This window comes from Streptomyces sp. NPDC059696, from assembly GCF_042733745.1.
Taxonomy (GTDB): domain Bacteria; phylum Actinomycetota; class Actinomycetes; order Streptomycetales; family Streptomycetaceae; genus Streptomyces.
Genome location: NZ_JBHWFG010000031.1, coordinates 20,834 through 47,449, shown reverse-complemented (window position 1 = coordinate 47,449; position 26,616 = coordinate 20,834). Strand labels below are relative to the sequence as shown.

The following is a 26,616-nucleotide window of genomic DNA, read 5'->3' as shown; positions in this document are numbered from 1 at the left end:
GTCAGAACCTCGGCGCGTTACGGGACCGCTGCACCCCCGGGGTGCGGCGGTCCCGCGCGTTCCAGCAGGCCTTGTGCCAGTGTCTGCGGTCGTCGACGCCCGTGTGCTCGGCCCAGGCCACCACGTGCGGCACCCCGTCGGGGATCAGCTGGTCGCAGCCCGGGCAGCGGTAGGACTTGCCCTGCGCGCTCGCGCCGGCCACGTGCCGCACGCTCCAGTTCTCGCCCTGCCAGTTCTCCGAGGACTGCCAGCCGCCGTAACGGCCGGGCCGGTCGTCCTCGGCGCTCCGGCCGGACCAAACGGCGCCCTTGGGTCGGTTGCGACGCGGGGACACGGGACACCTCTCGGGGCTATACAGGAAGCACGGGCCGCGTCCAGCCTACGCGGCGCGCACGGGGGTACGCGTACGGCACGATCGGCCTCGGCGCCTCGCGTCCGGCGGACCCGGCCCCTTGTTGCTCCGCTCCCGGCCGCCGGCGGAACGACCCATTCTGCAGACAATCCGCAAAATACTCCGCCCGGCCGTGTCCTCGGCACGTGTCAGACGGTTATGCGCTGTGGGGGAGCTCCGCGTCGGAGCCAAGGAAGCAGGAAAGCAATGCGCGTGGGAAGTTTCGTGTTGGCGGCCCAGTTCCCCGGCCAGGGCGAGGGGGAGGCGCTGCACCGCGCGGTCCGCTCGGCCGAAGTGGCCGAGGAGGCCGGGCTCGACACGGTCTGGTTGGCCGAGCACCACTTCGTGCCGTACGGCACGTGTCCGTCCGCCATCACCCTGGCCGCCTTACTGCTGGGCCGCACCCGGCGCATCCGGGTCGGTACGGCGGTCAGTGTGCTGTCCACGGTCCACCCGGTGGCCCTCGGCGAGCAGGCGGCGCTGCTGCACCACACGAGCGACGGCCGTTTCACGCTCGGTGTCGGGCGCGGCGGCCCCTGGGTCGATCTGGAGGTGTTCGGCGCGGGTCTGGAGGCGTACGAGCAGGGGTTTCCGGAGTCCCTGGAGCTACTGATGCGCTGGCTGCGGGAGTCGTCCGTGGCGGCCGACGGGGAGCGCTTCCGTTTCCGTGAAGTCCCCGTCGTGCCACGGCCGTCGGAGGCCCTGGCGGAGGGCCCGGGGCCCGAGGTCGTCGTCGCCTGCACCTCTCCGGCGAGCGTGCGGCTGGCCGCCGAGCGGGGTCTGTCGATGCTGCTCGGGATGCACGTGGGGGACGAGGAGAAGGCCGAGATGGTCGCCCTGTGGCGGCAGCACGCGCGGGCCTGCGGCCGGTCGCCGGAGGAGATCCTGGGCGCGTCCCATGTGTCGGCCGGCGTCTGCCAGATCGCAGACCGGCGGGTCGACGCGGCGGAGACGTTGACGAAGGCGATGCCGGGCTGGCTGAAGCAGGGCCTGGAGGCGCACGTCACGGTCGACGGGCGCTCGCGCCGGATGCGCGACCCGCAGGCCTACACCGAACTGCTCTGCGGGCTGCACCCGGTGGGCACCCCGCGGCTGTGCGCGGACCGGCTGGCGGCGACCAGTGAGCGGACCGGCATCTCGCGCTTCGCGCTGCTCGTCGAGGGTTCCGGGGATCTGGCGGCGACCGAGGAGAACGTACGGCGGCTGGGGGCCGAGGTGCTTCCCCAACTCGTCTGATCCGCGGTGACTTCCTGGGGGCTTGCCGCTCCGGTACAGAACTGCACCTCCCGCGTACGGAGCGGCAAGCAAGTGGCGCCGCGTCAGCAGTCCCGGAACTCGGGAGACTGGTTCAGCACCTGACTGCGGATCGAGGTGAAGCGGTCCAGCTTCTCGTCGACCGAGGAGTCGAGCGGGAACACGGCCACCCGGTGGCAGTTCTGGAAGGCCAGCCGCACACCGAAGTGCCGTTGCAGCGCGCCGCGTATCGCGTCACTCGCAAGTGCACGCAGCAGCTGACCGCGTGCCTGCTCGTCCGGCGGGGGCGTCTGGTTGTCGGCGAACGCACCGCCGTCCACCTTCAGCTGGGCCACCAGTGAGCTGATCATCTCCCATGCGTAAGGCAGGGAGGTCCGGACGCAGTCGACGAATTCCGCTTCGTCGACCTCGCCTCGCTCGGCCTGTTCGAGTAGGGCCGGTGAGACGTCGAGCGACATGAGTTCTCCTCTCGCACCCCCGCCCGGCGGGCAGGGGTTGCCGGACAGATGAAGGAGTCCGCGACGCCGGACACGCTGCGTACACGCACCGCGACCTCCCGTTCATACGGTAAGCAACGTAAGGTGACGGCACCAGGAAAATGCGCAGATGAGACACTCCCACTGAGCACACCGGCACACAATCGGCCATTACCGAACGCGTGTTTTCCAGGGCGAATCGCGTCGACAGGTGCCCGTCGAGTAGCGTTGCCGACCATGCGTCTCGTCATTGCCCGCTGCTCCGTGGACTACGCCGGGCGGCTCACCGCCCACCTCCCCTCGGCCCCGCGCCTGATCCTGGTGAAGGCGGACGGCAGCGTCTCGATCCACGCCGACGACCGGGCCTACAAGCCCCTGAACTGGATGTCGCCGCCGTGCACCCTGAAGGAGGGCACCGGTGAGGAGGAGGGCGTCTGGACCGTCGTCAACAAGGCGGGCGAGAAGCTCATCATCACGATGGAGGAAGTCCTCCACGACTCCTCGCACGAACTGGGCGTCGATCCCGGCCTGATCAAGGACGGCGTGGAAGCGCACCTCCAGGAGCTGCTGGCCGACCGTATCGAGACACTCGGCGAGGGCTACACCCTGATCCGCCGCGAGTACCCGACGGCCATCGGACCGGTCGACATCCTGTGCCGGGACGCCGACGGGAAGACCGTCGCGGTGGAGATCAAGCGGCGCGGTGAGATCGACGGCGTGGAACAGCTCACACGCTACCTGGAGCTGCTGAACCGGGATCCCCATCTGGCCCCGGTGCGCGGTGTCTTCGCGGCGCAGGAGATCAAGCCGCAGGCGCGCGTCCTCGCCACCGACCGCGGCATCGGCTGCCAGGTGCTCGACTACGACGCGCTGCGCGGCATCGAGGACGACAAGCTGCGGCTGTTCTGACAGCCCGTACGACGACGAAAGGGCCGGGTCCGCGGAACGGACCCGGCCCTGCCGTGTGTACGGCCCTCAGATCACCGTCTCCGGGCCGGGTGCGCCGGTGGTGCTCTGCGGCGCGCTCGCCGAGTTGCTCGTGGGAGCGCTCGGCGCCGGGCCGCTGGCCGAGTCGGAGGTGGAGGGGCTGGTCGTCGGCGGCTGCGAGGTGGGTGGCTCGGACGTCGGCGGCTGCGAGGTCGGCGGCTCGGACGTCGGCGGCTTGGACGTCGGGGGCTTCGACGTGGCGGGCGGCTTGGACGTCGCCGGCGGCTTGGACGTGGACGGCGGCTTCGAGGACGACGGCGGCTTCGACGGCGACGCGGAGTCGCTGGGGTCCGCCGAGCCGCTCGGGGAGGCCGTCGGGGTCGGGTCGTCCGATGTGCCGAGGGTTCCGTCCGGGCCCGGGTCCGTCGGCCGGGCGGGCACGTCGCCGGTGCCGTCGCCGTCGTTCCCCGGCCGGTCGGCGCCGAGGCTGTCGTCGCTGACGCCCTGGCTCGCGGACGGGTTGACGCCGACCTGGCCGGAGGGCGGGTTCTTGTCGTTGTCGGAGGTGGCGCCGAGCGTCACCACCGTGCCCAGGACGGCGACGAGCAGCGCACCGGCGCCGGCGGCCACCAGATTGCGCCGGGCCAGGCCCTTGAGGCCGCCCCGGGCCGCCCGGGAGGGCCCGGGCGTGGTGCGGTGGGTGACCAGGTCCGTGGAGGGCGGCTGCTGGAGCGTCGGGAAGGGCGCGGGAACACCGCCGGGCGGGGACGCGGACTCCTCGTCACGGGTGTCCGGCACCTCCTCCCCCGCGGTCGGTCCGAGTGCGAGCGGTGTGCCCGAGCGGTCGGCGACCAGGGCGAGGGCGCGGCGGCCGGCGACGGTGCCGCGCTTGTCGGCGAGGGCGCCGCGCAGGCCGATGGAGGCCTCCAGTTCGGCGCGGGCCCGGTCGAGGCGTCCCCGGCACAGGGCGAGGACGCCGAGCTCGTGGTGGAAGTAGGCCTCTTCGGAGACGTCCCCGGCGAGCCGGGCGGCCTCGGCGCCCGAGCGCAGGGCGCGCTCCCAGGCGCTCCAGTGCAGTCCGGCGGCGAACGCGGGGGCTGCGGTGCGGGCCAGGTGCACGGCCGCGCTCTCCTCGCCCTCGGCGGGCGGGCGGGTGACCGGCCCGAGGACGGCCAGGGCGGCGAGGACCGCGTCCGCCTCGGCGCACACGCGCTCGGGGGTGACCGAGGGGTGTCCCGCCCACCAGGAGTAGTGCTGGGCGGCGCTGCGGGCCCGGGCCTCGGCCTCGTCGGCGTACCCGGCGGCCTCCAGCTGGGCCGGCACGCCGGCCGCGAGGCGGTAGCGGGAGCCGACCGGGGAGACGAGGCCGCAGGTGGCCAGTTCGCCGAGGGCGGCGTCCGCGTGGGTGTCGCCGACCAGGGCGGGCAGATGGGCTTGGTGCGGGACCTCGCCGCCGAGGGCGAGCGCGAACCGCAGGGTGGCGCGGGCGGAGGCGCTCAGCCGGGAGGCGAGCAGCGGCGCGGGCGCGGCGGCCTCGCCGAGCGCGGGCAGCGGCACGTCGTCGCCGAGGTCGTAGCTCTCGGCGGTGCCTGCCGGGGGCGCGTCCTCGAAGACGCCGAACTCGTCGACGGCGCTGGTGCCGGCGCGCAGCCGGTCGCGCTGCCGCAGCAGGGCGCCTGCCTGGACGAAGCGCAGCGGCAGGCCCTCGGACTCGAACCAGAGGTCTCCGGCCCAGGTGGACTCGTCCTCGGTGAGGGTCCGGCCGACGGCGTGTTCCAGCAGGTCGAGCCCGGCGGCGCGCTCCAGTCCGCCGAGGAGGACCTCCTCGACGCCGGTGTCGGCGGACGGCGCCGGCACGTCGGGGGTGACGCCGAACAGGAAGGCGCACTCCGGGGTGGCCGCCAGCAGCTCGTCGAGCGCGGTGCCGCCGAACTCCAGGTCGTCGAGGACGACGACGGCGCCGATCTCGCCGACGTGGGTGAGCAGTTCGTCCCGGTCCGGGCGGTGCAGGGGGGCGCCGTACACCGCGTGGAACAGGTCGTACAGCAGGTCGTCGGCGGTGCGTCCGTAGCCGTTGAGGCGGACGACGCCGTCGGGGGCGAGGTCGGAGCAGTCCTCGGCGACGAGGTCGAGCAGACGGGTGCGGCCCGAGCCGGGCGCGCCGGTGAGGCGGGTGGAGCGGCCGCGGGCGAGCAGGCGCACCAGGGCCTCGCGCTCGTCCTGGCGGGCCAGCAGCGGCAGGGTGGGCAGCGCGGGGCCGGGCGGGACGGGCGGGCGGGCCGCGCGGTCGGCCTCGGCGCGTTCGGCCGCGGTGAGCTTCACGGGCCGGGCGGGGCGTTCCGCGGGCGGGCAGACCTCTATCTCGCTGCCGTCGACGGGGTTGACCGTCAGCAGGAAGTCTCCGGAGACGAGCCGCACCGTGCGGGCGAGCGCCGGGGCGTGCTGCGCGAAGTCGGGTGTGAGGGATTCCCTCGGAGGGCGCTGGCGCGGCGCGGGGCCTCCCCCATCGCCGTGGCCGTACTCCTCGGGTCCCTGGTTGTCAGGATCCATAGGTCAAGCCCCCCAAAAGCGTGTGTGTGCGTGGACAAGCCCCTCCCGGCCTTGCTGCACACCGCGCTGTCGCTTCTGGTCCGGTCCCGCTCGAAGGGTTCAAGTCAGCGGGCAGCCGAACCCTAAACCTTCGCACAGTATCTACGACAGTCCGGGGTACCGCGCCGTCCGTAACGTCACGGTCTCGTGAGGATTGTGCGCGTCGCACGATTCGACGACGGGCGTCCGGGTCTCCCCGGGCGCCCGGCTCACACCCGCGCGAGCCGTCACACGCGGGGAAGTGTCTCCACCCCGATGCCCCCCTCGATCGCCAGGATCCGGTGCAGACGGGTGGCCACCAGCAGGCGCTGCATCTGCGGCGGCACCCCGCGCAGTACCAGGCGCCGGCCGCAGCGGCCGGCCCGCCGGTGGGCTCCCATGATCACACCCAGTCCGGTGGCGTCCCAGGAGTCCAGTTCGGACAGGTCCAGCACCAGGTCCCCGACTCCGTCGTCGACGGCCGAGTGCAGGACCGTACGGGCGTCCGCCGCGCTTTGGACGTCGAGGCGGCCCCCGACGACCAGCTCGGCGTGGTCGCCCCTGATGTACATATGCGCTCCCCGTGCGTGCGAATCGTGCTCCGCGTTCTGGATGTGGGTGATGCAACCTCTGACTGTGTGGAGGAGTCAGAGGTTGCTTCCTGTAAGCGAACCGATACCGAATTCACCCTGGCGTGTGATGGGCCCGGGGCATGTGCGGTTTCAGTGCTTGTAGAAGCCCTGCCCGCTCTTGCGTCCGATGTCACCGGCGTCAACCATCCGGCGCATCGACTCGGGAGCCGCGAACTTCTCGTCCTGGGACTCGGTGTAGATGTTGTTCGTGGCGTGCAGCAGGATGTCGACGCCGGTCAGGTCCGCCGTGGCCAGCGGGCCCATGGCATGGCCGAAGCCCAGCTTGCAGGCGAGGTCGATGTCCTCGGCGCTCGCCACGCCCGACTCCTGCAGCTTCGCGGCCTCGACGACCAGGGCGCAGATGAGACGGGTGGTCACGAAGCCGGCGACGTCGCGGTTGACGACGATGCAGGTCTTGCCGACGGACTCGGCGAACTCCCGGGCCGTGGCGAGGGTTTCGTCGCTGGTCTTGTAGCCGCGGACCAGCTCGCACAGCTGCATCATCGGCACCGGCGAGAAGAAGTGCGTGCCGACGACCCGCTCGGGGCGCTCCGTGGCCGCCGCGATCTTGGTGATCGGGATGGCGGAGGTGTTGGAGGCGAGGATCGCCTCGTCCTTCACGATCTTGTCGAGCGCGCGGAAGATCTCGTGCTTGATCTCCAGCTTCTCGAACACGGCCTCGACGACGACGTCCGCGTCGGCCACGGCGTCCAGGTCGGTGGTCGCGGTGATGCGGGCGAGGGCGGCGTCGGCGTCGTGCGCCTCCAGCTTGCCCTTGGCGACGAACTTGTCGTACGACGCCTTGATGCCGTCGGTGCCGCGCTTCAGTGCCTCGTCGGTGACGTCACGCAGGACGACCTCCCAGCCCGCCTGTGCGGAGACCTGGGCGATGCCGGATCCCATGAGGCCGGCTCCGATGACGGCGAGCTTCCCTGCCACTGTGCGACTCCCCTGACGCGCTGCTTATGTCTGCTTCTCGGGCGGACACTAGCGCTCGTGAGAGCGTGTGTGAGCGCTTAGTAACGCGTTTCACGTCTCACGACGTGAGACACGCGTCACGCGCCGCCTCGTACGGCGTAGTTGAGCACCTTCTCACCCAACAGCTCCTCCACGTCGTCGAGAACGACGAGCATCTCCCGTGACACTTCGTCCGGGTTGCGCCCCTTGACCATCTCGCGGCCGATCGCGGTGAAAAGGGTGCCGTGGACCCAGCAGATCTGACCGGCGATCAGCCCGGGCAGCGGGTCGCCGGCGGTGGCGCCGGTCTCCTCGCGGAGGGTCGCCTCCAGGTTGCCCTGGAGCTCCTGCTGGATGCCCCACAGCCGGGAGCGCAGCGGCGGCGCCTCCTCGATGCAGCGCATGAAACGGTCGTAGCCCTGGATGAGACCCATACGGGGCGAGACTGCCTCGATCTCGGCGCGCAGCTCGCGCAGCACCGCGCGAGTGGCCGACTCCCCCGCGTCCCGGCCGCGCACCCAGCGCGAGAGCCGGTCGACGACGCCCTGGGAGCGGTCGAAGAAGAGGTCCTCCTTGGCCGGGAAGTAGTTGTAGACGGTGTTCACGGAGACGTCGGCCGCCTCCGCCACGTCCGCGATCGTCACCGCCATGAACCCCCGCTCCAGGAACAGTCCGGTGGCGATGTCCGAGATGCGCTGCCTGGTCTCGCGCTTCTTCCGCTCCCTGAGCCCCTCAGCCATGTCCGAATCCTAGCTTCTCTGGAGACACTGAAAACTTGGGGTCATTGCAAACTTTAAGAGGCTCTGTTTTTCTGTGGTCATGACCATCATCAGTACGGCCGGGCTGGCCCGTACCTTCCTCACCAAGAACGGCCCCGTTCAGGCCGTGCGCTCCGTCGACCTGACCGTCCGCGAGGGCGAGATCCTCGGCTTCCTCGGTCCGAACGGGGCGGGCAAGACGACCACCCTGCGGATGCTGACCACCCTGCTGGCACCGACCGGCGGCGCCGCCACCGTCGCGGGATGCGACCTGGCGACCGATGCGGCCGGGGTGCGGCGGGCGTGCGGTTACGTGGCGCAGTCCGGCGGAGTGGATCCGCAGATCAGCGTGCGGGAGGAGCTGGTCACCCAGGGGCGGCTGTACCGGCTGTCCAGGGCCCGGGCCGTCGAGCGCGCCGCGGAACTGGCCCGCGACCTGGACCTCACCGGGCTCCTCGACCGCAAGTGCGGTGCGCTGTCCGGCGGACAGCGGCGGCGGCTGGACATCGCCATGGCGCTCACCCACCGCCCCGAGGTGTTGTTCCTGGACGAGCCGACGACCGGGCTCGACCCCGGCAGCCGCGCCGACCTGTGGGACCTGGTGCGCCGGCTGCGCGACGAGCACGGCACGACGGTGTTCCTGACCACGCACTACCTGGACGAGGCCGACGCCCTCTCTGACCGGCTGGTCGTCGTCGACCACGGCGTGGTCGTCGCCGAGGGCACCCCGAGCGCACTGAAGCTGCGCCACGGCGGATCGCTCGACGCCTCGCTGCAGGACACGTTCCTGGCCATCACCGGCCGCAGCGCCGCCCCGGCCGAGCAGAACCCCGTCGCCGTATGAGAACGCCCATGAGAAACCGCAGGAGAGGCCGCATGAGAGGCCGCACGAGAAGCCGCCTGAGGAGCCTCATGAGAAACCGCCTGAGGAGCCGCATGAGAAGCCGTATGAGAGACCGAGGCACATCGATGCTGTTGCACGACACCGCGCTCGTCTACGGGCGCTACCTCCGCCAGTCCCTGCGCTCCCGCTTCGCGCTGCTCTTCGGCGTCCTCATGCCGCTGCTGTACCTGCTGTTCTTCGGCCCCCTGCTCACGGATCTGCCGCTCGGCACGGCAGGCAGCTCCTGGCAGGTGCTCGTGCCCGGGCTCCTGCTCCAACTCGGCCTGTTCGGGGCGTCGTTCGCGGGCTTCTCGATCATCATCGAGAAGGGCCACGGCGTGGTCGAGCGCATGCGCGTCACCCCCGTGAGCCGACTGGCCCTGCTGCTCGGCCGGGTGCTGCGGGAGGCCACGGTGTTCGTCTTCCAAGCCGTGCTGCTGGTGCTGGCGGCGGTGGCGATGGGCCTGCGGGCACCGCTGGCCGGCGTCCTGATCGGCTTCGCCTTCGTCGCCCTGCTCACGCTCTCGCTGGCCGCCCTGTCGTACGCGCTGGCGATGCGGATGGACACCCCGCAGAGCTTCGGACCCGCGGTCAACGCGCTGACCATGCCGTCCATGCTGCTGTCCGGTCTGATGCTGCCGATGACGCTGGGCCCGGCCTGGCTGGACGTTCTCTCGCACCTCATGCCGTTCCGCTACCTCGTGGACGCGGTACGGGACGCCTACGTCGGCGACTACGCCACCCCCCACATGCTGTACGGCGCTCTGGTGGCCGTCGGCCTCACCGCGCTGTCCGTGACAGTGGGCACACGCGTGTTCCGAACCGCCTGAGCCTCATTAGGCTGGCCGCATGGTCAATCTGACGCGTATCTACACCAGGACCGGCGACCAGGGCACGACCGCCCTCGGCGACATGAGCCGTGTGGCCAAGACCGACCTGCGGATCTCCGCGTACGCCGACGCCAACGAGGCCAACGCGGTGATCGGCACGGCGATCGCCCTGGGCGGTCTGGAGGCGGAGATCGTCGAGGTTCTCACCCGCGTGCAGAACGACCTGTTCGACGTGGGTGCGGACCTGTCGACGCCGGTGGTGGAGAACCCGGAGTTCCCGCCCCTGCGGGTCGAGCAGTTCTACATCGACAGGCTGGAGGCGGACTGCGACCTCTTCAACGAACGGCTGGAGAAGCTCCGCTCGTTCATCCTCCCCGGCGGCACCCCCGGAGCGGCCCTGCTCCACCAGGCCTGCACGGTCGTACGCCGGGCGGAGCGCTCCACCTGGGCGGCACTGGAGGTGCACGGCGAGGTGATGAACCCCCTGACGGCCACCTACCTCAACCGCCTCTCCGACCTCCTGTTCATCCTCGCCAGGACGGCGAACCAGGAGACCGGCGACGTGCTGTGGGTGCCGGGCGGGGAGCGGTAGGAACGCCCCGGGCGGGGCGCGGGGCCGATGCGGAATGCGGCTCCGCCGCGTGGACGTGACCGGCCGCTACGGACGTGACCGGCCACAACGGACCCGCACCCGGCGGGCGGCGTCAGGCCCCCCGGCGCGCCGCCTGCCACAGGCCCGTCACGACGAGCACACCGCCCACGCACATCATGACCACCCCCACCTTCGTGAGGGTCACCACGGGCACCTCCACGTCACCGCCGAACAGCCACAGCCCCAGGCCGGTCACGAAGGTGACGAGCCCTTCCACCAGGTTGCCGCGCGCCCTGCTCATCGGCTCGCCCTCTCCTTCCGCGGCACAGCCCCGGTCTCGCCGGCGGGAGCCTTCCGCGGCCAGATCAGGTAGCTCAGCGCGATCAGGCCGTGGATCCCCGCCGCACGCCAGGCCACGGAGCGCCAGCTCTCCAGCGAGGTGACGCGGCTCGGGTCGTCGACGTACCAGATCGCGAGCTGGAGGAGCGCGGTCGCGACGGCGGCGCCCGCCAGTGTGCCCAGCCAGACCTGCCCCTCGTACCGCGCCCGGGCCATGCCGTGGCGCGGCGGGCCGGGGGGCTTCGGGGCGCCGCCCAGCCGGTGGGCGGCGTGGCCGTCTAGCCACTTCACCGTACGGTGGCCGTGCCCGACCGTGTAGCCGATGTACAGCGCGGCCAGCCCGTGCGTCCAGTTCGGGTCGGCACCGTTCTTCAGATCCAGGGCGGTGGCGACCAGCAGGACGACCTCCAGCAGCGGCTCGCACAACAGCAGCGCCAAGCCCGTGCGCGGCATCTTCAGCAGGTAGCGGGTGGCCAGGCCGGCGGCCAGCAGCACCCAGAACCCGATCTCGCAGGCGGCGATCAAGGCGACGATCACGGTTCGCTCCTCTCGGTCACCCTTCCAGGCTCCCGTCCGGCGCGGCCCGGTTCGTCGTCGAGAGTGACGAAAGCGCTGTACATCGAAAGATGCAGTCGGGGACCCTCCGCGGGGATCACGACCGGCGCGCTGCGGCCGTGTTGGATGGTGACATGGCCGTACGACTCCCCCGCCCACGCCGCTTCGACGTGTACGTCGCCCTGGGCAGTCTGCTGGGCGGCCTGCTGCTGTGGGCGCTCGGGCTGGCCACCCGCCCCGCCACCGAGGCGTACGTGCTGCTGCCGGGCCGCTGGGCGGTGCTGCTGCCGCTGTTCGTGATGGCCGGCTGCGAGCTGCTGCGGCGCACCGCCCCGCGCACCGCCCTGCTGACGGGCACCGCCGCGATCGTCCTGGACGTCTTCACCCAGGGCAACCTCGTCACGATCCTGATGTACACCGACCTGATGTACGCGGCCGTCCTGTACGGCCCGCCCGCCTCGGCGCACCGCATCCCGCGGATCACCGGGCTGCTCACCGTGGCCGGAGCCGTCGTGCCGTTCGCCCTCTGGCGCGAGCCCGAGGCACTGCTGATCGGCGTGGTCACCGGCCTGGTCGCCTTCGGGCCCGCCTCCACCGGGCTGATCGTGCGCAACCACCGGGAGGCCGCCGACGCGGCCCGCCTGCGCGCCGAACAGACCGCACTGCTGGCCGAGATGGACCGCGCCCAGGCCGTCACCGCCGAACGGGCGCGGATGGCCCGCGAATTGCACGACATGGTCGCCAACCACCTGTCCGCGATCGCCATCCACTCCACCGCGGCCCTCTCCCTCGACGACCCGAAGACCTCTCAGGACGCGCTCGTGGTCATCCGCGAGAACAGCGTGGAGGGGCTCGCCGAGATGCGACGGCTGATCGGCATCCTGCGCGACAGCAGCGGCGACGTGGAACCGTCCGCCGCTCCCACCCTCGAAGGGCTCGCCGCGCTGGTGGACGGCGCCCGCACCAACGGCCTCGACGTCACCCTCGACGCCGAGCGCGGCGAGGTGCCCGCCCCGGTCGAGCTCGCCGCCTACCGCATCGTGCAGGAGTCGCTCACCAACGCCCTCAAGCACGCCGCCCCGGGCCGGGTCACCGTGTCCCTCGCCCGGCGGGACGGCTCACTGGTCATCAGCGTGACCAGCCCGTACGGGGACCGGGACGGCCCGCGCGCCCCAGGCTCCGGCGCGGGCCTGGTCGGCATGAGGGAACGCGTGGCCCTGCTGGACGGCACGTTCGAAGCAGCGCCGGAGGACGCGCCGGAGGGCAAGATCTGGGCCGTGCGCGCCACCCTCCCCGTCGACGACACCTTCGAAGGAGACACCGTATGATCCGCGTCCTGGTCGCCGAGGACCAGTCGGCCGTCCGCGCCGGCCTGGTCCTCATCCTGCGCAGCGCGCCCGACATCGAGGTGGTCGGCGAGGCGGCGGACGGCGAGCAGGCGGTGGCGCTGGCCCGCGAGCTGCGACCGGACCTGGTACTGATGGATGTTCAGATGCCTCGCCTGGACGGGGTGTCGGCGACCCGGCAGGTCGTCGCGGAGCGGCTCGCGGACGTCCTCGTGCTGACGACCTTCGATCTCGACGAGTACGTCTTCGGGGCGCTGCGGGCGGGCGCGTCCGGTTTCCTGCTGAAGAACACCGAGGCGAAGCAGCTGCTGGAGGCCGTGCGGACGGTCGCGCGCGGGGAGGGGCTGATCGCCCCGGCGGTGACGCGGCGGCTGATCGCGGAGTTCGCCGCGAAGCCGGCCCGGGAGCCCGCGGCCGATCCGGCGGTGCTCGGCCGGCTGACCCGGCGGGAGCGCGAGGTGCTGGCCTGTCTGGGCGAGGGCCTGTCCAACGCGGGCATCGCGGAGCGCCTCGACATGGCCGAGGCGACCGTGAAGACCCACGTCAGCAGGCTGCTCGGGAAGCTGGGGCTGCGGAGCCGGGTGCAAGCCGCCGTGCTGGCGCAGGAGTTGGGTGTCTGAGAAATGCGGGTGCGTGGTGGTCCAGACCTATTGACCGGTGGTCCAGACCTTTCTATTCTCACCGCACCATGTGTGGCGTGAGGCTCAGTCACGCCCCCCACAACTCCATCGAGGAGGCGCAGCATGCGCTTCAGACACAGAGCCGCGGCAGGGTTCGCGACCCTGTTGCTCCCCTTCGCCGGCCTCGTCGGCCTGGCGAGCCCGGCCCAGGCAGCCACGTCCGCCACCGCCACCTACGCCAAGACCCAGGACTGGGGCTCCGGCTTCGAGGGCAAGTGGACGGTGAAGAACACCGGCACCACCGCCCTCAGCTCCTGGACCGTGGAGTGGGACTTCCCCTCCGGCACGTCCGTCACCTCCTCCTGGGACGCCGACGTCACCTCCTCCGGCACCCACTGGACCGCGAAGAACAAGTCCTGGAACGGCAGCCTCGCCCCCGGCGCCTCCGTCTCCTTCGGCTTCAACGGCTCGGGCACCGGCTCCCCCGCCAACTGCAAGCTCAACGGCGGCAGCTGCGACGGCGGCACCACCGAACCGGGTGACAGCGCGCCGAGCGCCCCCGGCACCCCCACCGCCTCCGGCATCACCGACACCTCGGTGAAGCTGTCCTGGTCCGCCGCGACCGACGACAAGGGCGTCAAGAACTACGACGTCCTGCGCGACGGCACGAAGGTCGCCACCGTGACCACGACCTCCTACACGGACTCCGGCCTGACCAAGGGCACGGACTACTCGTACTCGGTCCAGGCCCGTGACACCGCCGACCAGACCGGCCCGGTCAGCGGCGCCGTCCGGGTCCGCACCACCGGCGGCACCACCGAGCCGCCCACCGGCGACAAGGTCAAGCTCGGCTACTTCACCGAGTGGGGCGTCTACGGCCGCAACTACCACGTCAAGAACCTCGTGACGTCGGGCACCGCGTCGAAGATCACGCACATCAACTACGCCTTCGGCAACGTCAAGAACGGCCAGTGCACCGTCGACGACACCTACGCCGCCTACGACAAGGCCTACACCGCCGACCAGTCCGTCAGCGGCACCGCCGACACCTGGGACCAGCCGCTGCGCGGCAACTTCAACCAGCTGCGCCAGCTGAAGGCCAAGTACCCGCACATCAAGGTGCTGTACTCCTTCGGCGGCTGGACCTACTCCGGCGGCTTCGGCCAGGCCGCGGCCAACGCCGCCGCGTTCGCCAAGTCCTGCAAGGCCGTCGTGGAGGACCCGCGCTGGGCCGACGTCTTCGACGGCATCGACATCGACTGGGAGTACCCGAACGCCTGCGGCCTGAGCTGCGACACCTCGGGCCCGGCGGCCTTCAAGAACCTGATGTCGGCGCTGCGCACCGAGTTCGGCCCGAACTACCTGGTCACCGCGGCCATCACCGCCGACGGCTCCTCCGGCGGCAAGATCGACGCGGCCGACTACGGCGGCGCCGCCCAGCACCTCGACTGGTACAACGTGATGACGTACGACTACTTCGGCGCCTTCGACAAGGACGGCCCGACCGCCCCGCACTCCCCGCTCACGTCCTACCCGGGGATCCCGCAGGAGGGCTTCAACTCGGCCGACGCGATCGCCAAGCTCAAGGCGAAGGGCGTGCCGGCCAAGAAGCTGCTCCTCGGCATCGGCTTCTACGGCCGCGGCTGGACCGGCGTCACCCAGTCCGCCCCGGGCGGCTCGGCGACGGGCGCGGCCCCGGGCACGTACGAGGCGGGCATCGAGGACTACAAGGTCCTGAAGAACTCCTGCCCCGTGACGGGCACCGTCGCCGGCACGGCGTACGCGCACTGCGGCAGCAACTGGTGGTCCTACGACACCCCGTCGACCATCGCCGGGAAGATGAGCTGGGCCAAGAACCAGGGCCTGGGCGGCGCGTTCTTCTGGGAGTTCAGCGGAGACACCGCCAACGGCGAGCTGGCCACCGCGATCGACAGCGGCCTGAAGTAGGCCGGATCACAGAGAAGTCCTGAAGTAGGCCGAGTCACAGAGAAGTTCGAAGGGTCGTAGACCCTGAGCGACATTGACGCTCCCCCGGACCTCGTCAGGGGGAGCGTCGACCCAGCGGGTGAACGTGGTTACGCCACGTTCACCCGCTGTCCGGGCGGGGCTGCCTCGAGCCACGCGAGGAAACCGGTCAGCGCGTCTTCGCTCATCGCGAGTTCGAGACGGGTGCCCCGGTGCAGACAGGCCAGGATCACATGGTCGGAGAGCAGCGCCAGCTCCTCCTCGCCCTCCGGGACCCGGCGGCCCTCGACCTCGATCGCCGACCGCTCCAGAGTGCGGCGCGGACGCGGCGAGTACGAGAAGACGCGGTACCACTCGACCCGGTCACCGTTGTACCGGGCCACCCCGTACGCCCAGCCCTTGCCGTTGGTGTCGCCCTCGGCCGGGGCATCCCAGCGCAGGCTGGCGTCGAAGGTGCCGCCGGACCGCTGGATCAGACGGCGGCGCAGACCGAAGACGAACAGGCCCACCACCACGAGGGCCACCACGATTCCGCACACAGTCAGAGCGAGGACCATCGGCACCGACCTCCTCGTCTCCTAGGTAACGGAACGTAAAAATCACCCACATCCGCCTCAGCCGCGGCGGGGTCCGGATGTCTCCGGTACCCAGCCGCGGCTGAGTGACGTCATCACACGACGGACGGGGTCAGCGCGCCGCCGTCGCAGCGCGCAGCCGGACGTCCGCGCGGCGCTGGGCCTCCGCGTCGTCCTCCGCCTTCGCGCGCTCGAGCTCCTGCTCCGCGCGCTGGACATCGATCTCGTCCGACAGCTCCGCGACCTCCGCCAGGAGGGAGAGCTTGTCGTCCGCGAACGAGATGAATCCGCCGTGGACCGCGGCGACGACCGTCCCGCCATCGCTCGTGCGGATGGTCACCGGGCCCGACTCCAGCACACCGAGCAGCGGCTGGTGACCGGGCATGACGCCGATGTCGCCGGACGTGGTGCGCGCGACGACCAGGGTGGCCTGGCCGGACCAGACCTCACGGTCGGCCGCGACCAGCGCGACGTGCAGCTCAGCAGCCAAGGGTGGCTCCTCGGGTCACCACCCGGCGGGAGTGCCGGGTGTTGGTTACAAGTCTAATGGGCGTGAATGAGGGGGCGGGACGAACCCCGCCCCCTCATGACTCGAGCGCGGCCCGGGTCAGGAGACGCCGAGCTCCTTCGCGTTCTTCTTCAGGTCCTCGAGACCACCGCACATGAAGAACGCCTGCTCCGGGAAGTGGTCGTACTCGCCGTCGCAGATCGCGTTGAACGCGGCGATCGACTCGTCCAGCGGCACGTCCGAACCGTCCACGCCGGTGAACTGCTTGGCGGCGTGGGTGTTCTGGGACAGGAAGCGCTCCACGCGACGGGCACGGTGGACGACGAGCTTGTCCTCCTCGCCGAGCTCGTCGATACCGAGGATCGCGATGATGTCCTGCAGGTCCTTGTACTTCTGCAGGATGTTCTTCACGCGCATCGCGGCGTTGTAGTGGTCCGCCGAGATGTACCGCGGGTCGAGGATGCGGGACGTCGAGTCCAGCGGGTCCACGGCCGGGTAGATGCCCTTCTCGGAGATCGGACGGGACAGCACCGTCGTCGCGTCGAGGTGGGCGAAGGTGGTGGCCGGGGCCGGGTCGGTCAGGTCGTCCGCGGGGACGTAGATCGCCTGCATCGAGGTGATCGAGTGACCACGGGTCGAGGTGATGCGCTCCTGGAGGGTGCCCATCTCGTCGGCCAGGTTCGGCTGGTAACCCACCGCGGAGGGCATACGGCCGAGCAGGGTCGACACCTCGGAACCGGCCTGGGTGAAGCGGAAGATGTTGTCGATGAAGAACAGCACGTCCTGCTTCTGGACGTCACGGAAGTACTCCGCCATCGTCAGGCCGGCCAGGGCCACGCGCAGACGGGTGCCCGGGGGCTCGTCCATCTGACCGAAGACCAGGGCGGTCTTGTCCAGAACGCCGGACTCTTCCATCTCCGCGATGAGGTCGTTGCCCTCACGGGTGCGCTCGCCGACGCCCGCGAAGACGGAGACGCCCTCGTGGAGGTTGGCGACACGCATGATCATTTCCTGGATCAGCACGGTCTTGCCGACACCGGCACCACCGAACAGACCGATCTTGCCGCCCTTGACGTACGGGGTGAGGAGGTCGACGACCTTCAGGCCCGTCTCGAACATCTCGGTCTTCGACTCGAGCTGGTCGAACGCGGGGGCCTTGCGGTGGATGGACCAGCGCTCGCCCGTGTGGGTCTCGTCGGTGTTCAGCACCTCACCGAGGGTGTTGAACACCTTGCCCTTGGTGAAGTCACCGACCGGGACGGTGATGCCCGCGCCCGTGTCGGTCACCGGGGCCTGGCGGACCAGACCGTCGGTGGGCTGCATGGAGATGGCGCGGACCAGGCCGTCACCCAGGTGCTGGGCGACCTCCAGGGTCAGCGTCTTCTTCTCGCCCGCCAGCGCCGGGTCGGCGACCTCGACGTGAAGGGCGTTGTAGATCTCCGGCATCGCGTCGACGGGGAACTCCACGTCGACGACCGGGCCGATGACCCGCGCGACGCGGCCCGTCGCCGTGGCCGTCTCAACAGTGGTGGTCATTTATCGGTCACTCCCCGCGGTCGCGTCGGCCAGGGCGCTCGCGCCACCGACGATCTCGCTGATTTCCTGGGTGATTTCGGCCTGGCGGGCCTGGTTGGCAAGCCGGGTGAGCGTCTCGATGAGCTCTCCGGCGTTGTCGGTGGCCGACTTCATCGCGCGCCGCGTGGCGGCGTGCTTGGAGGCGGCCGACTGGAGCAGCGCGTTGTAGATGCGGCTCTCGACGTAGCGCGGCAGCAGGGCGTCGAGGACGTCCTCCGCCGAGGGCTCGAAGTCGAACAGCGGAAGGATCTCGCCCTTGGGCTTGGCCTCCGCGGCCACCTCGTCGAGGCTGAGCGGCAGCAGCCGGGCCTCGATCGCCGTCTGCGTCATCATCGACACGAACTCGGTGTAGACGATGTGGAGCTCGTCCACGCCGCCCTCGGCCGTCTCCGTCTCGATGGCCTCGATCAGCGGGGCCGCGACCTTCTTGGCGTCCGCGTACGTCGGGTCGTCGGTGAAGCCCGTGAACGTCTCCGCGATCTTGCGCTCGCGGAAGTTGTAGTGGGCGACACCGCGGCGGCCGACGATGAAGTTGACGACCTCCTTGCCCTCGGCCTCCAGCTTCGCCGTCAGCTTCTCCGCGGCCTTGATGGCGTTGGAGTTGAAGGCGCCGGCCAGACCGCGGTCGCTCGTGAGGAGCAGGACCGCGGCACGGGTCGGGTTCTCCGCCTCCGTCGTCAGCGGGTGCTTGGTGTTAGAGCCGGTGGCGACCGCCGTGACCGCGCGGGTGAGCTCGGTCGCGTACGGGGTGGAGGCCGCTACCTTGCGCTGCGCCTTGACGACGCGCGAGGCAGCGATCATCTCCATCGCCTTGGTGATCTTCTTGGTCGCGGAGACGGATCGGATGCGACGCTTGTAGACCCGGAGCTGGGCTCCCATGAGTCAGGTCCCTTCCGTCGTCACTTGCCGGCAGCCGGGGCGTCCTCGCCGAGCAGCTTGCCGTCGGAGGTCTCGAACTGCTTCTTGAACTCCGCGATGGCCTCGGCGATGGCCTGCAGGGTGTCGTCGGACATCTTGCCGCCCTCACGGATGGAGGTCATCAGACCCTGCTCCTTGCGGTGCAGGTAGTCCAGCAGCTCCTTCTCGAAGCGGCGGATGTCGGCGACGGGGACGTCGTCCATCTTGCCGGTGGTGCCGGCCCAGACGGAGACGACCTGGTCCTCGGTGGCCATCGGCTGGTACTGCGGCTGCTTCAGCAGCTCGACCATGCGCTGACCGCGCTCCAGCTGCGCCTTGGACGCGGCGTCCAGGTCGGAACCGAAGGCGGCGAAGGCCTCCAGCTCACGGAACTGGGCGAGGTCCACGCGCAGACGGCCGGAGACCTGCTTCATCGCCTTGTGCTGCGCGGAACCACCGACTCGGGAGACGGAGATACCGACGTTCAGCGCGGGGCGCTGACCGGCGTTGAACAGGTCCGACTCCAGGAAGCACTGGCCGTCGGTGATGGAGATGACGTTGGTCGGGATGAACGCCGAGACGTCGTTGGCCTTGGTCTCGACGATCGGCAGACCGGTCATCGAGCCGGCACCCATCTCGTCGGAGAGCTTGGCGCAGCGCTCCAGCAGACGGGAGTGCAGGTAGAAGACGTCACCCGGGTAGGCCTCACGGCCCGGCGGGCGGCGCAGCAGCAGCGACACGGCGCGGTAGGCGTCAGCCTGCTTCGACAGGTCGTCGAAGATGATGAGGACGTGCTTGCCGTCGTACATCCACTGCTGACCGATGGCCGAACCGGTGTACGGCGCCAGGTACTTGAAGCCGGCCGGGTCGGACGCCGGGGCGGCGACGATGGTCGTGTACTCCAGCGCGCCGGCCTCTTCCAGAGCGCCGCGCACACCGGCGATCGTGGAGCCCTTCTGGCCGATGGCGACGTAGATGCAGCGGACCTGCTTGTTCGGGTCGCCCGAGCGCCAGTTGTCGCGCTGGTTGATGATCGTGTCGACGGCCAGGGCGGTCTTGCCGGTCTGGCGGTCACCGATGATCAGCTGACGCTGACCACGGCCGACGGGGGTCATCGCGTCGACGGCCTTGTAGCCCGTCTCCATCGGCTCGTGCACCGACTTGCGCTGCATGACCGTGGGGGCCTGCAGTTCGAGGGCGCGGCGGCCCTCGGACTCGATCTCGCCGAGGCCGTCGATCGGGTTGCCGAGGGGGTCGACCACGCGGCCGAGGTATCCCTCGCCGACCGCGACGGAGAGAACCTCACCGGTACGCGAGACCGGCTGACCCTCCTCGATGCCGCTGAACTCACCGAGGACGATGGCACCGATCTCGCGCTCCTCGAGGTTGAGGGCGAGGCCGAGGGTGCCGTCCTCGAACTTCAGCAGCTCGTTGGCCATGGTCGAGGGCAGACCCTCGACCTTCGCGATGCCGTCGCCGGCAAAGGTGACCGTACCGACCTCCTCGCGCGAGGCCGCGTCCGGCTTGTACGCCTGGACGAAGTTCTCCAGCGCGTCCCGGATCTCCTCCGGCCGGATCGTGAGCTCCGCCATCTGGGTTCCCTGCTCTCCTTGTTGGGCCCGAAGTTTCTTAGGGGGTCTGGGGGCGACCCCCAGGATTCTTCTGCACGGCCCAACCAGGGCCGTCGTAAGTACGTTGTGCCTATTGAGTTGCTGCTCAGCCGGCGAGCCGGCGGCTGGCGTCCTCGATGCGGTCCGCGAGGGAGCCGTTGATGACCTCGTCGCCGACCTGCACCCGGATACCGCCGAGGATCTCGGGGTCCACGTCCAGGTTGAGGTGCATGGTGCGGCCGTAGAGCTTCGCGAGGGCGGCGCCCAGGCGCTGCTTCTGCGGGTCGCTCAGCGGCACCGCCGAGGTGACGATGGCCACCATGCGGTCCCGGCGCTCGGCGGCGAGCTTGGACAGGGACTCGAGTCCCGACTCCAGGCTACGTCCCCGCGGCGCGGTCACAAGGCGCGTGACCAGACGCTCGGTGGTCGGCTGCACCCGGCCGCCGAGCAGGCTGCGCAGCAGCTCGCTCTTGGCCGAGGCCGTGGCCTTGCGGTCGGTCAGCGCGGCGCGCAGCTCGGTGCTGCCGGAGACGATCCGGCTGAACCGGAACAGCTCGTCCTCGACGTCGTCGAGCTTGCCGGCCTGCTGGGCGGCCGTGAGGTCGGCGATGTTGGCCAGTTCCTCCAGCGCGTCCACCAGGTCGCGCGACTGCGACCAGCGGGAGCGCACCATGCCGGCGACCAGGTCGGCGGCGGGGCCGCTGACCTGGGTGCCGAGCAGACGCCGGGCCAGTTCGGCCTTGGCCTCTGCGTCCTGCGCCGGGTCGGTGAGGACCCGACGCAGCGACACCTCGCGGTCGAGCAGCGCGGTGACGGCGGCCAGCTCGTCGGCGAGCGAGCTCGCGTTCACGGACGTGGAGTCCGTCAGCGCGTCGAGACGCTCTCGTGCGGCTGCCAGGGCCTCGCGGCTCGCTCCGTTCATCGTCCGGCCTCGGCCTTCTCCTCGAGCTCGTCGAGGAACCGGTCGATCACACGGCTCTGGCGGGCGTGGTCCTCGAGGGACTCCCCGACGAGCTTGCCGGCCAGGTCGGTGGCGAGCTTGCCGACGTCCTGGCGCAGCGCGGACGCGGCGACCTTGCGGTCGGCCTCGATCTGGGCGTGACCGGCGGCGACGATCTCCTCGCGCTGCCGCTGGCCCTCGGCCCGCATCTCGGCGATGAGCGCGGCACCCTGCTCCTGCGCCTCCTGGCGCAGGCGCGCGGCCTCGTGCCGGGCCTCGGCGAGCTGTGCCTTGTACTGCTCAAGGACGCTCTGGGCCTCGACCTTCATGGTCTCGGCCTCTTCGATACCGCCTTCGATCGCCGCGCGGCGCTCCTCCAGAACCTTGTTGATGTTCGGAAGCAGCTTCTTCCAGAAGAAGAAGAACACGATGGCGAAGGCGATGGTGCCGATGAGCAGCTCGGGGCCCGGAGGAACGAGCGGGTTCTGCTCTTCCTCGGCCGCCAGCTGCACCAGGTTGGCGATCACATCAGTGCCTTTCGTCGAAACGTGTCGGTGAGCAGGTGATTACTGACCGAACACGAACGGCATAACGATGCCGATGAGGGCGAGCGCCTCACAGAAGGCGAAGCCCAGGATCTGGTTGGCACGGATCAGGCCGGCGGCCTCGGGCTGACGGGCCAGGGCCTGGGTGCCGTTGCCGAAGATGATGCCGACGCCGATGCCGGGGCCGATGGCGGAGAGGCCGTAGCCGATGGAGCCGAGCGAACCGGAGACAGCGGCGAGGGTCTCAGTGGCAGCCATGCTGAATCTTCCTTCTCTTTCACGGACCGGCGGGGGTTGGCCACCGGACGTTCTTGGGTTTGCGGGGCGGAGGGGCTCAGTGGTGCTCGGCCAGAGCGCCCTGGATGTACGTGCAGGCGAGGAGCACGAAGACGTACGCCTGGACGGCCTGCACGAAAAGCTCGAAGACGATCATGGCCATGGTCATCACGAAGGAGATACCGGCCGCCGGGATCATCCAGCTGTTGAGCAGGTACCAGGAGGCGACGGTGAACATGACCAGCATCAGGTGACCGGCGAACATGTTCGCGAACAGTCGGACGGCGTGGGTGAACGGCCGGACGAGCAGGTTCGAGAAGAACTCGATGATCATCACGAGCGGCAGCACCGGGCCGAGCGACTTGTCGTAGCCGGTGATGTTCTTGAAGAACCCGACGAAGCCGTGCCGCTTGAAGGTCAGCGAGACCCAGGTCACGTAGACGACCGCGGCGAGAACCGCCGGGAAGGCGATGACCGACGAGACCGGGAACTGCGCCAGCGGGATCACGGACCAGATGTTCATGATCCAGATGAAGAAGAAGAGCGAGACCATCAAGGGGACGTACTTCTCGCCCTCCTTCTTGCCGAGGGTCTCGTAGACGATGCCACGGCGGACGAAGTCGTAGCCGGCCTCACCGACCATCTGCAGCTTGCCCGGCACCACCTTGGCCTTGCCGAAGGCCGCCCAGAAGAAGCCGATGACAAGGACTGTGGTGATGAGCGCCAGCAGCATCACCTTGTTGAACTCGTACCCCCCGACCGTGGCGATCGGCTTGAAGAGGAACGAGTGCAGGCCCGGTGCCGGAAAACCACACCCGTCGGACATGATCCGACAGCTCCAGTCAAAGGCGAGCTGGGTCTGGTCAGCACTCACCGCGGGCTCCTTCGGCGTGACGCATGTGTACGGCAACCTCGTTGTGTCGGCGCGGCGCGCAGCCGCGGATCGGCACCGGACTGGTGTTACGGATGTGAGGGCGGCTGAGGGGCATCGAGCCTCGCGTTCGAGCAGGCGTCAGCTCAGATGCCCGCGCCCGCGATGCCGCAGTTGGCACCGGACGATAGCAGGAGTTCCTACTGCCCTTTATCGCGCCCCTACCCGTCACGACGACGGTCCGGTCTTCTCGGGCTTCTCGCTCTTCTCGGAGTCCGGGTCGATGTAGAAGATCTTGGCTTTCATGTGCGCACGAGCCTGCGCGGCCATCCACACGACAGTGGCGATCACGAGCCCGAGGGCGAACGTCTTCGCGTTGAAGAGAGAGGTGTCCTTGAAGAGGGCGACGAAGATCAGAAGCAGCAGCAACTGGGCGACATAGAGCATCAGCCCCATGGCCTGGAACAACTGCGGGAGCGTTTTTGCCGTCCACTGCAGAACGAACAGGCCGATCCCCATGAAGAGGATGGCCAGCACCGTGCCGACGGCCGCTCCGATCGCTCCCTTGCCTCCGGCCACCGCGCCACTGACCGCGACCACGACCACACCGGCAGCCGCTGTGGGCACAGCGCACTGCAAGAGGTTCCGGGCGTCATTGGACGGCATGGCGGCAACTCCGCTTTCGCAGGGGGCAGGGGTGTCGTCATGGACGAGCGTAGTCCCGGGCTGAGTGGAGACCTCACACCAATGGACCGTCGCACTACGGTCCTTCGGCTCTATCCGGGGGGTTCTCGTGAACCGTATCACAAACTATTTGATGCAGTCTTTACCTGAAGGTGTGCGGACTCTCACACATGAGGGTGAACCTGCGCGTCTGAGCGAGAACCAAGCCGAGATGTCTGGTATTGGGCGCTTCGCCCCCCCATCATCACCCCACGAGTTGGCAATGCTCTCGTCAGATTCTTACCTTGTCCCCGCCTTGCGCCGGTCGGCCAGACGCGAACGGGGGCCGATGGCGGTCGCCCCGTTGACGCCGGCGACCCCGGACACCACGGGCGTGCGGTTCTCCGGCCCGGCCGGGACGGCCTGGTCCGCCCTGGCCGCGGGCGTCGAGGCCTCGGGCGAGAGGGCCGCTACCTCGCCACGGCGCCGGTAGCGCGGCGGCACGAACCGCTCCATCCAGCGCGGGGCGCGCGGTGTGAAGCGCGGCAGCAGGAGCAGGATCAGCCCGATCGCGCTCAGGAACACCACACCGAGCACGATCCACATGGACGCCGAGTTGACCGAGTAGGCGAGGGCGCCGAAGGCGATCAGCGCCGACCAGAAGTACATGATCAGCACCGCGCGGCTGTGCGAGTGGCCGATCTCCAGCAGCCGGTGGTGCAGGTGGCCGCGGTCGGCGGCGAACGGGGACTGGCCCCGCCAGGTGCGGCGCACGATCGCCAGGATCAGGTCGGCGGCCGGCACCGCGATGATCGTCAGCGGCAGCAGCAGCGGGATGTAGACGGGGACCGTCTGGTGCACGGCCTCCTTCTCGGAGCCCACGTACAGGTTGAGCGCGTCCGGGTCGACCTGCCCGGTCACGGAGATCGCACCGGCGGCCAGGACCAGGCCGATCAGCATCGAGCCCGAGTCGCCCATGAAGATCCGCGCCGGATGCATGTTGTGCGGCAGGAAGCCCAGGCACATGCCCATCAGGATCGCCGAGAAGAGGGTGGCCGGGGCGGCGGCCTCGATGCCGTACGAGTACCAGATGCGGTAGGCGTACAGGAAGAACGCCGTGGCCGCGATGCAGACCATGCCGGCCGCGAGGCCGTCCAGGCCGTCGACGAAGTTGACCGCGTTGATGGTGATGACCACCAGGGCGACCGTGAGCAGGGTGCCCTGCCACTGGGTGAGCGCGACCGAGCCCACACCCGGGATCGGCAGCCACAGGATCGTCAGACCCTGCACGACCATCACGCCCGCGGCGATCATCTGGCCGCCCAGCTTGATCAGGGCGTCGATCTCGAACTTGTCGTCCAGCACACCGATCAGCCAGATCAGGGCCGCCCCGGACAGCAGCGCCCGGGGTTCGTTCGACGTCTCGAAGACCTGGTTGAGGTTGGTCAGGTGGTCGGCGACCAGCAGGCCGGCGCACAGACCGAAGAACATCGCGATACCGCCGAGGCGCGGAGTGGGCTCCCGGTGCACGTCACGTGCCCGGATCTCCGGCATCGCTCCGGCCACGATCGCGAATTTCCGTACCGGCCCTGTCAGCAGATACGTCACCGCGGCCGTGATGCAGAGCGTCAGGAGGTATTCACGCACGGGCTTCCCCACAGGTCTCGCTGGCCATCTCAGCCCCACACCCTAGCGATGCGCGCATATGAGTGGGGACTTCCGGGTAGCGACGATGGTTGCACGAGTGTCTGTGCACCCTGGTGCGCTTACCCCCGCTCACGCGGGATACGGCGGAAATCCACCGGCCAGCTCCCGCACTTCTTCACGGGCTCTTGAGGGATCCGTCACGCCCCGGAGCACCCCTGCGAACAGTCCGGCGATCCGGATCATCTCCGCCTCACCCATGCCCTGGGTGGTGATGGCGGCCGTGCCGAGCCTGAGTCCCCGGGCGTCGCCGTGCGGCAGCGCGCAGCAGTCCAGGACCAGGCCGGCGGCCGCGAGCAGGCTCCGGGCGGCGCGTCCGTCGATGCCGAGTGGCGCCGGGTCGGCGGTGATCAGGTGGGTGTCCGTGCCACCGGTGGTGACGACGAGGCCCTCCGCCGCCAGCCGGGCCGCCAGAACCCGCGCATTCGCCACCACCTGATGGGCGTACGCGGAGAACGCCGGTGTTGCCGCCTCCCCGAACGCGACCGCCTTGGCGGCGATGGTGTGCATCTGCGCACCCCCCTGTGTGAAAGGGAACACCGCCCGGTCGACCCGCTCGGCCAGCTCCGCGCGGCACAGGATCATGCCGCCGCGCGGACCCCGCAGCACCTTGTGGGTGGTTCCGCAGACGATGTCCGCGAACGGCACCGGATTCGGGGCCGCTCTCCCGGCCACGAGACCGAGCGGGTGCGCGGCGTCCGCGATGAGGTAGGCGCCCACCTCGTCGGCGACCTCACGGAAGAAGGCGTAGTCGAGATGGCGCGGGTAGGCAATCGAGCCGCACACGATCGCCTTGGGCCGGCGCGTGCGGGCCAGGGTGCGGACCTGCTCGTGGTCGACGAGCCCGGACTCGGCCTCGACGCCGTACCCGACGAAGTCGAACCAGCGGCCGGAGAAGTTGGCGGGCGAGCCGTGCGTGAGGTGCCCGCCGTAGGGCAGACCGAGGGCCAGGACGGTGTCACCGGGGCGGAGCAGGGCGGCGTAGGCGGCGAGCACGGCCGAAGAGCCCGAGTGGGCCTGGACGTTGGCGTGGTCGGCGCCGAACAGGGCCCGGGCCCGGCCGACGGCCAGGCGCTCGGCGACGTCGACGATCTCGCAGCCGCCGTGGTGCCGCGCCCCCGGATAGCCCTCGGCGTACTTGTTCGCCAGCGGTGAGCCGAGGGCGGCCAGCACGGCCGGGGAGCTGAAGTTCTCGGCGGCGATCAGCTGGAGCGTCGTCGCCTGCCGCTCCCGTTCTCCGAGCAGGATGTCGGCGAGCTCGGGGTCCTGGCGGCGCAGGACGTCGGCCTCGATGGCAGGGGTGACCGTCATGGTGGGCTCCGGGCGTCGACGGTGACGTACGACCAATGTAGGCCCGGG

At 70.0% G+C, this 26,616-nt stretch carries 28 protein-coding genes; 8 read left to right on the top strand and 20 right to left on the bottom strand.

Annotated features, from left to right (window positions below):
• Nucleotide 1: 1 nt before the first annotated feature.
• On the bottom strand, nucleotides 2-334 hold the full coding sequence (locus ACFV20_RS28570; RefSeq protein ID WP_385661454.1) for an ATP/GTP-binding protein: 333 nt from the start codon (nucleotides 332-334) through the stop codon (nucleotides 2-4).
• Between the two features lie 264 nt (nucleotides 335-598).
• On the opposite strand from ACFV20_RS28570, the gene ACFV20_RS28565 reads away from it, so the two are divergent.
• Entirely contained in the window at nucleotides 599-1,627 is a 1,029-nt protein-coding gene (locus tag ACFV20_RS28565; protein ID WP_385661451.1) for an LLM class flavin-dependent oxidoreductase, read from the top strand.
• A gap of 83 nt (nucleotides 1,628-1,710) precedes the next feature.
• Here the strand turns inward: ACFV20_RS28565 and ACFV20_RS28560 are convergent, their stop codons facing one another.
• Complete coding sequence (locus tag ACFV20_RS28560; RefSeq protein ID WP_234848125.1) at nucleotides 1,711-2,103, bottom strand: SCO5389 family protein; 393 nt, start codon at nucleotides 2,101-2,103, stop codon at nucleotides 1,711-1,713.
• A 255-nt stretch (nucleotides 2,104-2,358) separates the two neighbouring features.
• Between ACFV20_RS28560 and nucS the strand changes: the two genes are divergently transcribed.
• On the top strand, nucleotides 2,359-3,030 hold the full coding sequence (gene nucS, locus ACFV20_RS28555) for an endonuclease NucS (RefSeq protein WP_033312972.1): 672 nt from the start codon (nucleotides 2,359-2,361) through the stop codon (nucleotides 3,028-3,030).
• A gap of 66 nt (nucleotides 3,031-3,096) precedes the next feature.
• Here the strand turns inward: nucS and ACFV20_RS28550 are convergent, their stop codons facing one another.
• The 4 genes from ACFV20_RS28550 to ACFV20_RS28535 all read right to left on the bottom strand — a co-directional run bounded on the left by ACFV20_RS28550 (nucleotide 3,097) and on the right by ACFV20_RS28535 (nucleotide 7,945).
• Nucleotides 3,097-5,598, bottom strand: a complete 2,502-nt coding sequence (locus ACFV20_RS28550; RefSeq protein WP_385661447.1) for an ATP-binding protein — start codon at nucleotides 5,596-5,598, stop codon at nucleotides 3,097-3,099.
• A gap of 266 nt (nucleotides 5,599-5,864) precedes the next feature.
• Entirely contained in the window at nucleotides 5,865-6,188 is a 324-nt protein-coding gene (locus ACFV20_RS28545; protein ID WP_385661445.1) for an STAS domain-containing protein, read from the bottom strand.
• A 150-nt stretch (nucleotides 6,189-6,338) separates the two neighbouring features.
• Complete coding sequence (locus tag ACFV20_RS28540) at nucleotides 6,339-7,187, bottom strand: 3-hydroxyacyl-CoA dehydrogenase family protein (protein ID WP_234848483.1); 849 nt, start codon at nucleotides 7,185-7,187, stop codon at nucleotides 6,339-6,341.
• Nucleotides 7,188-7,303: 116 nt separating this feature from the next.
• The gene (locus ACFV20_RS28535) at nucleotides 7,304-7,945 is read right to left on the bottom strand and encodes a TetR/AcrR family transcriptional regulator (protein ID WP_385661441.1); all 642 of its coding nucleotides are present in this window, start codon (nucleotides 7,943-7,945) and stop codon (nucleotides 7,304-7,306) included.
• 79 nt (nucleotides 7,946-8,024) lie between these two features.
• Here ACFV20_RS28535 and ACFV20_RS28530 point away from each other — a divergent pair, with 79 nt between their 5' ends.
• From ACFV20_RS28530 to ACFV20_RS28520, 3 genes are all read left to right on the top strand, one after another.
• Entirely contained in the window at nucleotides 8,025-8,807 is a 783-nt protein-coding gene (locus ACFV20_RS28530; RefSeq protein WP_385661438.1) for an ABC transporter ATP-binding protein, read from the top strand.
• A gap of 125 nt (nucleotides 8,808-8,932) precedes the next feature.
• Nucleotides 8,933-9,676: an ABC transporter permease gene (locus ACFV20_RS28525; protein WP_385661574.1), complete on the top strand. Its 744-nt coding sequence runs from the start codon at nucleotides 8,933-8,935 to the stop codon at nucleotides 9,674-9,676.
• 19 nt (nucleotides 9,677-9,695) lie between these two features.
• A complete protein-coding gene (locus ACFV20_RS28520; RefSeq protein ID WP_385661436.1) occupies nucleotides 9,696-10,268 on the top strand; it encodes a cob(I)yrinic acid a,c-diamide adenosyltransferase in 573 nt (190 codons plus the stop codon).
• A gap of 112 nt (nucleotides 10,269-10,380) precedes the next feature.
• Here the strand turns inward: ACFV20_RS28520 and ACFV20_RS28515 are convergent, their stop codons facing one another.
• Together ACFV20_RS28515 and ACFV20_RS28510 are read right to left on the bottom strand one after the other, a co-directional pair.
• Nucleotides 10,381-10,569 (bottom strand): DUF5708 family protein, encoded by a 189-nt coding sequence (locus tag ACFV20_RS28515; RefSeq protein ID WP_385661433.1) that lies wholly within the window; start codon nucleotides 10,567-10,569, stop codon nucleotides 10,381-10,383.
• Complete coding sequence (locus ACFV20_RS28510; RefSeq protein ID WP_385661430.1) at nucleotides 10,566-11,144, bottom strand: hypothetical protein; 579 nt, start codon at nucleotides 11,142-11,144, stop codon at nucleotides 10,566-10,568. Before ACFV20_RS28510 ends, ACFV20_RS28515 begins: the two co-directional genes overlap by 4 nt.
• A 152-nt stretch (nucleotides 11,145-11,296) precedes the next feature.
• Here ACFV20_RS28510 and ACFV20_RS28505 point away from each other — a divergent pair, with 152 nt between their 5' ends.
• The 3 genes from ACFV20_RS28505 (at nucleotide 11,297) to ACFV20_RS28495 (ending at nucleotide 15,075) form a co-directional block, all read left to right on the top strand.
• The gene (locus tag ACFV20_RS28505) at nucleotides 11,297-12,490 is read left to right on the top strand and encodes a sensor histidine kinase (protein WP_385661428.1); all 1,194 of its coding nucleotides are present in this window, start codon (nucleotides 11,297-11,299) and stop codon (nucleotides 12,488-12,490) included.
• On the top strand, nucleotides 12,487-13,128 hold the full coding sequence (locus ACFV20_RS28500) for a response regulator (RefSeq protein ID WP_385661425.1): 642 nt from the start codon (nucleotides 12,487-12,489) through the stop codon (nucleotides 13,126-13,128). Before ACFV20_RS28505 ends, ACFV20_RS28500 begins: the two co-directional genes overlap by 4 nt.
• Before the next feature lie 123 nt (nucleotides 13,129-13,251).
• Nucleotides 13,252-15,075, top strand: a complete 1,824-nt coding sequence (locus ACFV20_RS28495; protein WP_385661422.1) for a glycosyl hydrolase family 18 protein — start codon at nucleotides 13,252-13,254, stop codon at nucleotides 15,073-15,075.
• 128 nt (nucleotides 15,076-15,203) lie between these two features.
• Here the strand turns inward: ACFV20_RS28495 and ACFV20_RS28490 are convergent, their stop codons facing one another.
• The 12 genes from ACFV20_RS28490 to glyA form a co-directional block, all read right to left on the bottom strand.
• Nucleotides 15,204-15,650, bottom strand: coding sequence for a DUF2550 domain-containing protein (locus ACFV20_RS28490; RefSeq protein ID WP_385661419.1), 447 nt, complete (start codon nucleotides 15,648-15,650; stop codon nucleotides 15,204-15,206).
• A 130-nt stretch (nucleotides 15,651-15,780) separates the two neighbouring features.
• Nucleotides 15,781-16,158, bottom strand: coding sequence for a F0F1 ATP synthase subunit epsilon (locus ACFV20_RS28485; RefSeq protein WP_053670581.1), 378 nt, complete (start codon nucleotides 16,156-16,158; stop codon nucleotides 15,781-15,783).
• A gap of 117 nt (nucleotides 16,159-16,275) precedes the next feature.
• Nucleotides 16,276-17,712, bottom strand: coding sequence for a F0F1 ATP synthase subunit beta (atpD, locus tag ACFV20_RS28480; protein WP_385661415.1), 1,437 nt, complete (start codon nucleotides 17,710-17,712; stop codon nucleotides 16,276-16,278).
• Nucleotides 17,713-18,630 (bottom strand): F0F1 ATP synthase subunit gamma, encoded by a 918-nt coding sequence (locus ACFV20_RS28475; RefSeq protein WP_385661412.1) that lies wholly within the window; start codon nucleotides 18,628-18,630, stop codon nucleotides 17,713-17,715. It abuts the gene before it with no gap.
• 20 nt (nucleotides 18,631-18,650) lie between these two features.
• Nucleotides 18,651-20,240: a F0F1 ATP synthase subunit alpha gene (gene atpA, locus ACFV20_RS28470; protein WP_385661409.1), complete on the bottom strand. Its 1,590-nt coding sequence runs from the start codon at nucleotides 20,238-20,240 to the stop codon at nucleotides 18,651-18,653.
• A gap of 124 nt (nucleotides 20,241-20,364) precedes the next feature.
• On the bottom strand, nucleotides 20,365-21,180 hold the full coding sequence (locus ACFV20_RS28465; RefSeq protein ID WP_385661406.1) for a F0F1 ATP synthase subunit delta: 816 nt from the start codon (nucleotides 21,178-21,180) through the stop codon (nucleotides 20,365-20,367).
• Nucleotides 21,177-21,725, bottom strand: a complete 549-nt coding sequence (locus tag ACFV20_RS28460) for a F0F1 ATP synthase subunit B (RefSeq protein WP_385661403.1) — start codon at nucleotides 21,723-21,725, stop codon at nucleotides 21,177-21,179. The genes ACFV20_RS28465 and ACFV20_RS28460 overlap by 4 nt, the downstream gene beginning before the upstream one ends.
• Before the next feature lie 39 nt (nucleotides 21,726-21,764).
• A complete protein-coding gene (locus ACFV20_RS28455) occupies nucleotides 21,765-22,001 on the bottom strand; it encodes an ATP synthase subunit C (RefSeq protein ID WP_010040161.1) in 237 nt (78 codons plus the stop codon).
• Between the two features lie 76 nt (nucleotides 22,002-22,077).
• Nucleotides 22,078-22,845 carry a F0F1 ATP synthase subunit A gene (gene atpB / locus ACFV20_RS28450; RefSeq protein ID WP_385661571.1) on the bottom strand — a complete coding sequence of 256 codons (768 nt, stop codon included), beginning with the start codon at nucleotides 22,843-22,845 and terminating at the stop codon, nucleotides 22,078-22,080.
• A 273-nt stretch (nucleotides 22,846-23,118) separates the two neighbouring features.
• Nucleotides 23,119-23,556 (bottom strand): hypothetical protein, encoded by a 438-nt coding sequence (locus ACFV20_RS28445; protein WP_385661400.1) that lies wholly within the window; start codon nucleotides 23,554-23,556, stop codon nucleotides 23,119-23,121.
• A 297-nt stretch (nucleotides 23,557-23,853) separates the two neighbouring features.
• Nucleotides 23,854-25,200: an MraY family glycosyltransferase gene (locus ACFV20_RS28440; protein ID WP_385661397.1), complete on the bottom strand. Its 1,347-nt coding sequence runs from the start codon at nucleotides 25,198-25,200 to the stop codon at nucleotides 23,854-23,856.
• 129 nt (nucleotides 25,201-25,329) lie between these two features.
• Nucleotides 25,330-26,568 (bottom strand): serine hydroxymethyltransferase, encoded by a 1,239-nt coding sequence (gene glyA / locus ACFV20_RS28435; RefSeq protein ID WP_385661393.1) that lies wholly within the window; start codon nucleotides 26,566-26,568, stop codon nucleotides 25,330-25,332.
• Nucleotides 26,569-26,616 lie beyond the last annotated feature (48 nt).

Bases quoted from the DNA above. Each gene is read 5' to 3' on its own strand.
- ACFV20_RS28565 (WP_385661451.1), top strand. From the start codon at position 599: ATGCGCGTGGGAAGTTTCGTGTTGGCGGCCCAGTTCCCCGGCCAGGGC.
- ACFV20_RS28560 (WP_234848125.1), bottom strand. From the start codon at position 2,103: ATGTCGCTCGACGTCTCACCGGCCCTACTCGAACAGGCCGAGCGAGGC.
- nucS (WP_033312972.1), top strand. From the start codon at position 2,359: ATGCGTCTCGTCATTGCCCGCTGCTCCGTGGACTACGCCGGGCGGCTC.
- ACFV20_RS28550 (WP_385661447.1), bottom strand. From the start codon at position 5,598: ATGGATCCTGACAACCAGGGACCCGAGGAGTACGGCCACGGCGATGGG.
- ACFV20_RS28545 (WP_385661445.1), bottom strand. From the start codon at position 6,188: ATGTACATCAGGGGCGACCACGCCGAGCTGGTCGTCGGGGGCCGCCTC.
- ACFV20_RS28535 (WP_385661441.1), bottom strand. From the start codon at position 7,945: ATGGCTGAGGGGCTCAGGGAGCGGAAGAAGCGCGAGACCAGGCAGCGC.
- ACFV20_RS28530 (WP_385661438.1), top strand. From the start codon at position 8,025: ATGACCATCATCAGTACGGCCGGGCTGGCCCGTACCTTCCTCACCAAG.
- ACFV20_RS28525 (WP_385661574.1), top strand. From the start codon at position 8,933: ATGCTGTTGCACGACACCGCGCTCGTCTACGGGCGCTACCTCCGCCAG.
- ACFV20_RS28520 (WP_385661436.1), top strand. From the start codon at position 9,696: ATGGTCAATCTGACGCGTATCTACACCAGGACCGGCGACCAGGGCACG.
- ACFV20_RS28515 (WP_385661433.1), bottom strand. From the start codon at position 10,569: ATGAGCAGGGCGCGCGGCAACCTGGTGGAAGGGCTCGTCACCTTCGTG.
- ACFV20_RS28505 (WP_385661428.1), top strand. From the start codon at position 11,297: ATGGCCGTACGACTCCCCCGCCCACGCCGCTTCGACGTGTACGTCGCC.
- ACFV20_RS28500 (WP_385661425.1), top strand. From the start codon at position 12,487: ATGATCCGCGTCCTGGTCGCCGAGGACCAGTCGGCCGTCCGCGCCGGC.
- ACFV20_RS28495 (WP_385661422.1), top strand. From the start codon at position 13,252: ATGCGCTTCAGACACAGAGCCGCGGCAGGGTTCGCGACCCTGTTGCTC.
- ACFV20_RS28490 (WP_385661419.1), bottom strand. From the start codon at position 15,650: ATGGTCCTCGCTCTGACTGTGTGCGGAATCGTGGTGGCCCTCGTGGTG.
- atpD (WP_385661415.1), bottom strand. From the start codon at position 17,712: ATGACCACCACTGTTGAGACGGCCACGGCGACGGGCCGCGTCGCGCGG.
- ACFV20_RS28475 (WP_385661412.1), bottom strand. From the start codon at position 18,630: ATGGGAGCCCAGCTCCGGGTCTACAAGCGTCGCATCCGATCCGTCTCC.
- atpA (WP_385661409.1), bottom strand. From the start codon at position 20,240: ATGGCGGAGCTCACGATCCGGCCGGAGGAGATCCGGGACGCGCTGGAG.
- ACFV20_RS28465 (WP_385661406.1), bottom strand. From the start codon at position 21,180: ATGAACGGAGCGAGCCGCGAGGCCCTGGCAGCCGCACGAGAGCGTCTC.
- ACFV20_RS28455 (WP_010040161.1), bottom strand. From the start codon at position 22,001: ATGGCTGCCACTGAGACCCTCGCCGCTGTCTCCGGTTCGCTCGGCTCC.
- atpB (WP_385661571.1), bottom strand. From the start codon at position 22,845: ATGTCCGACGGGTGTGGTTTTCCGGCACCGGGCCTGCACTCGTTCCTC.
- ACFV20_RS28445 (WP_385661400.1), bottom strand. From the start codon at position 23,556: ATGCCGTCCAATGACGCCCGGAACCTCTTGCAGTGCGCTGTGCCCACA.
- glyA (WP_385661393.1), bottom strand. From the start codon at position 26,568: ATGACGGTCACCCCTGCCATCGAGGCCGACGTCCTGCGCCGCCAGGAC.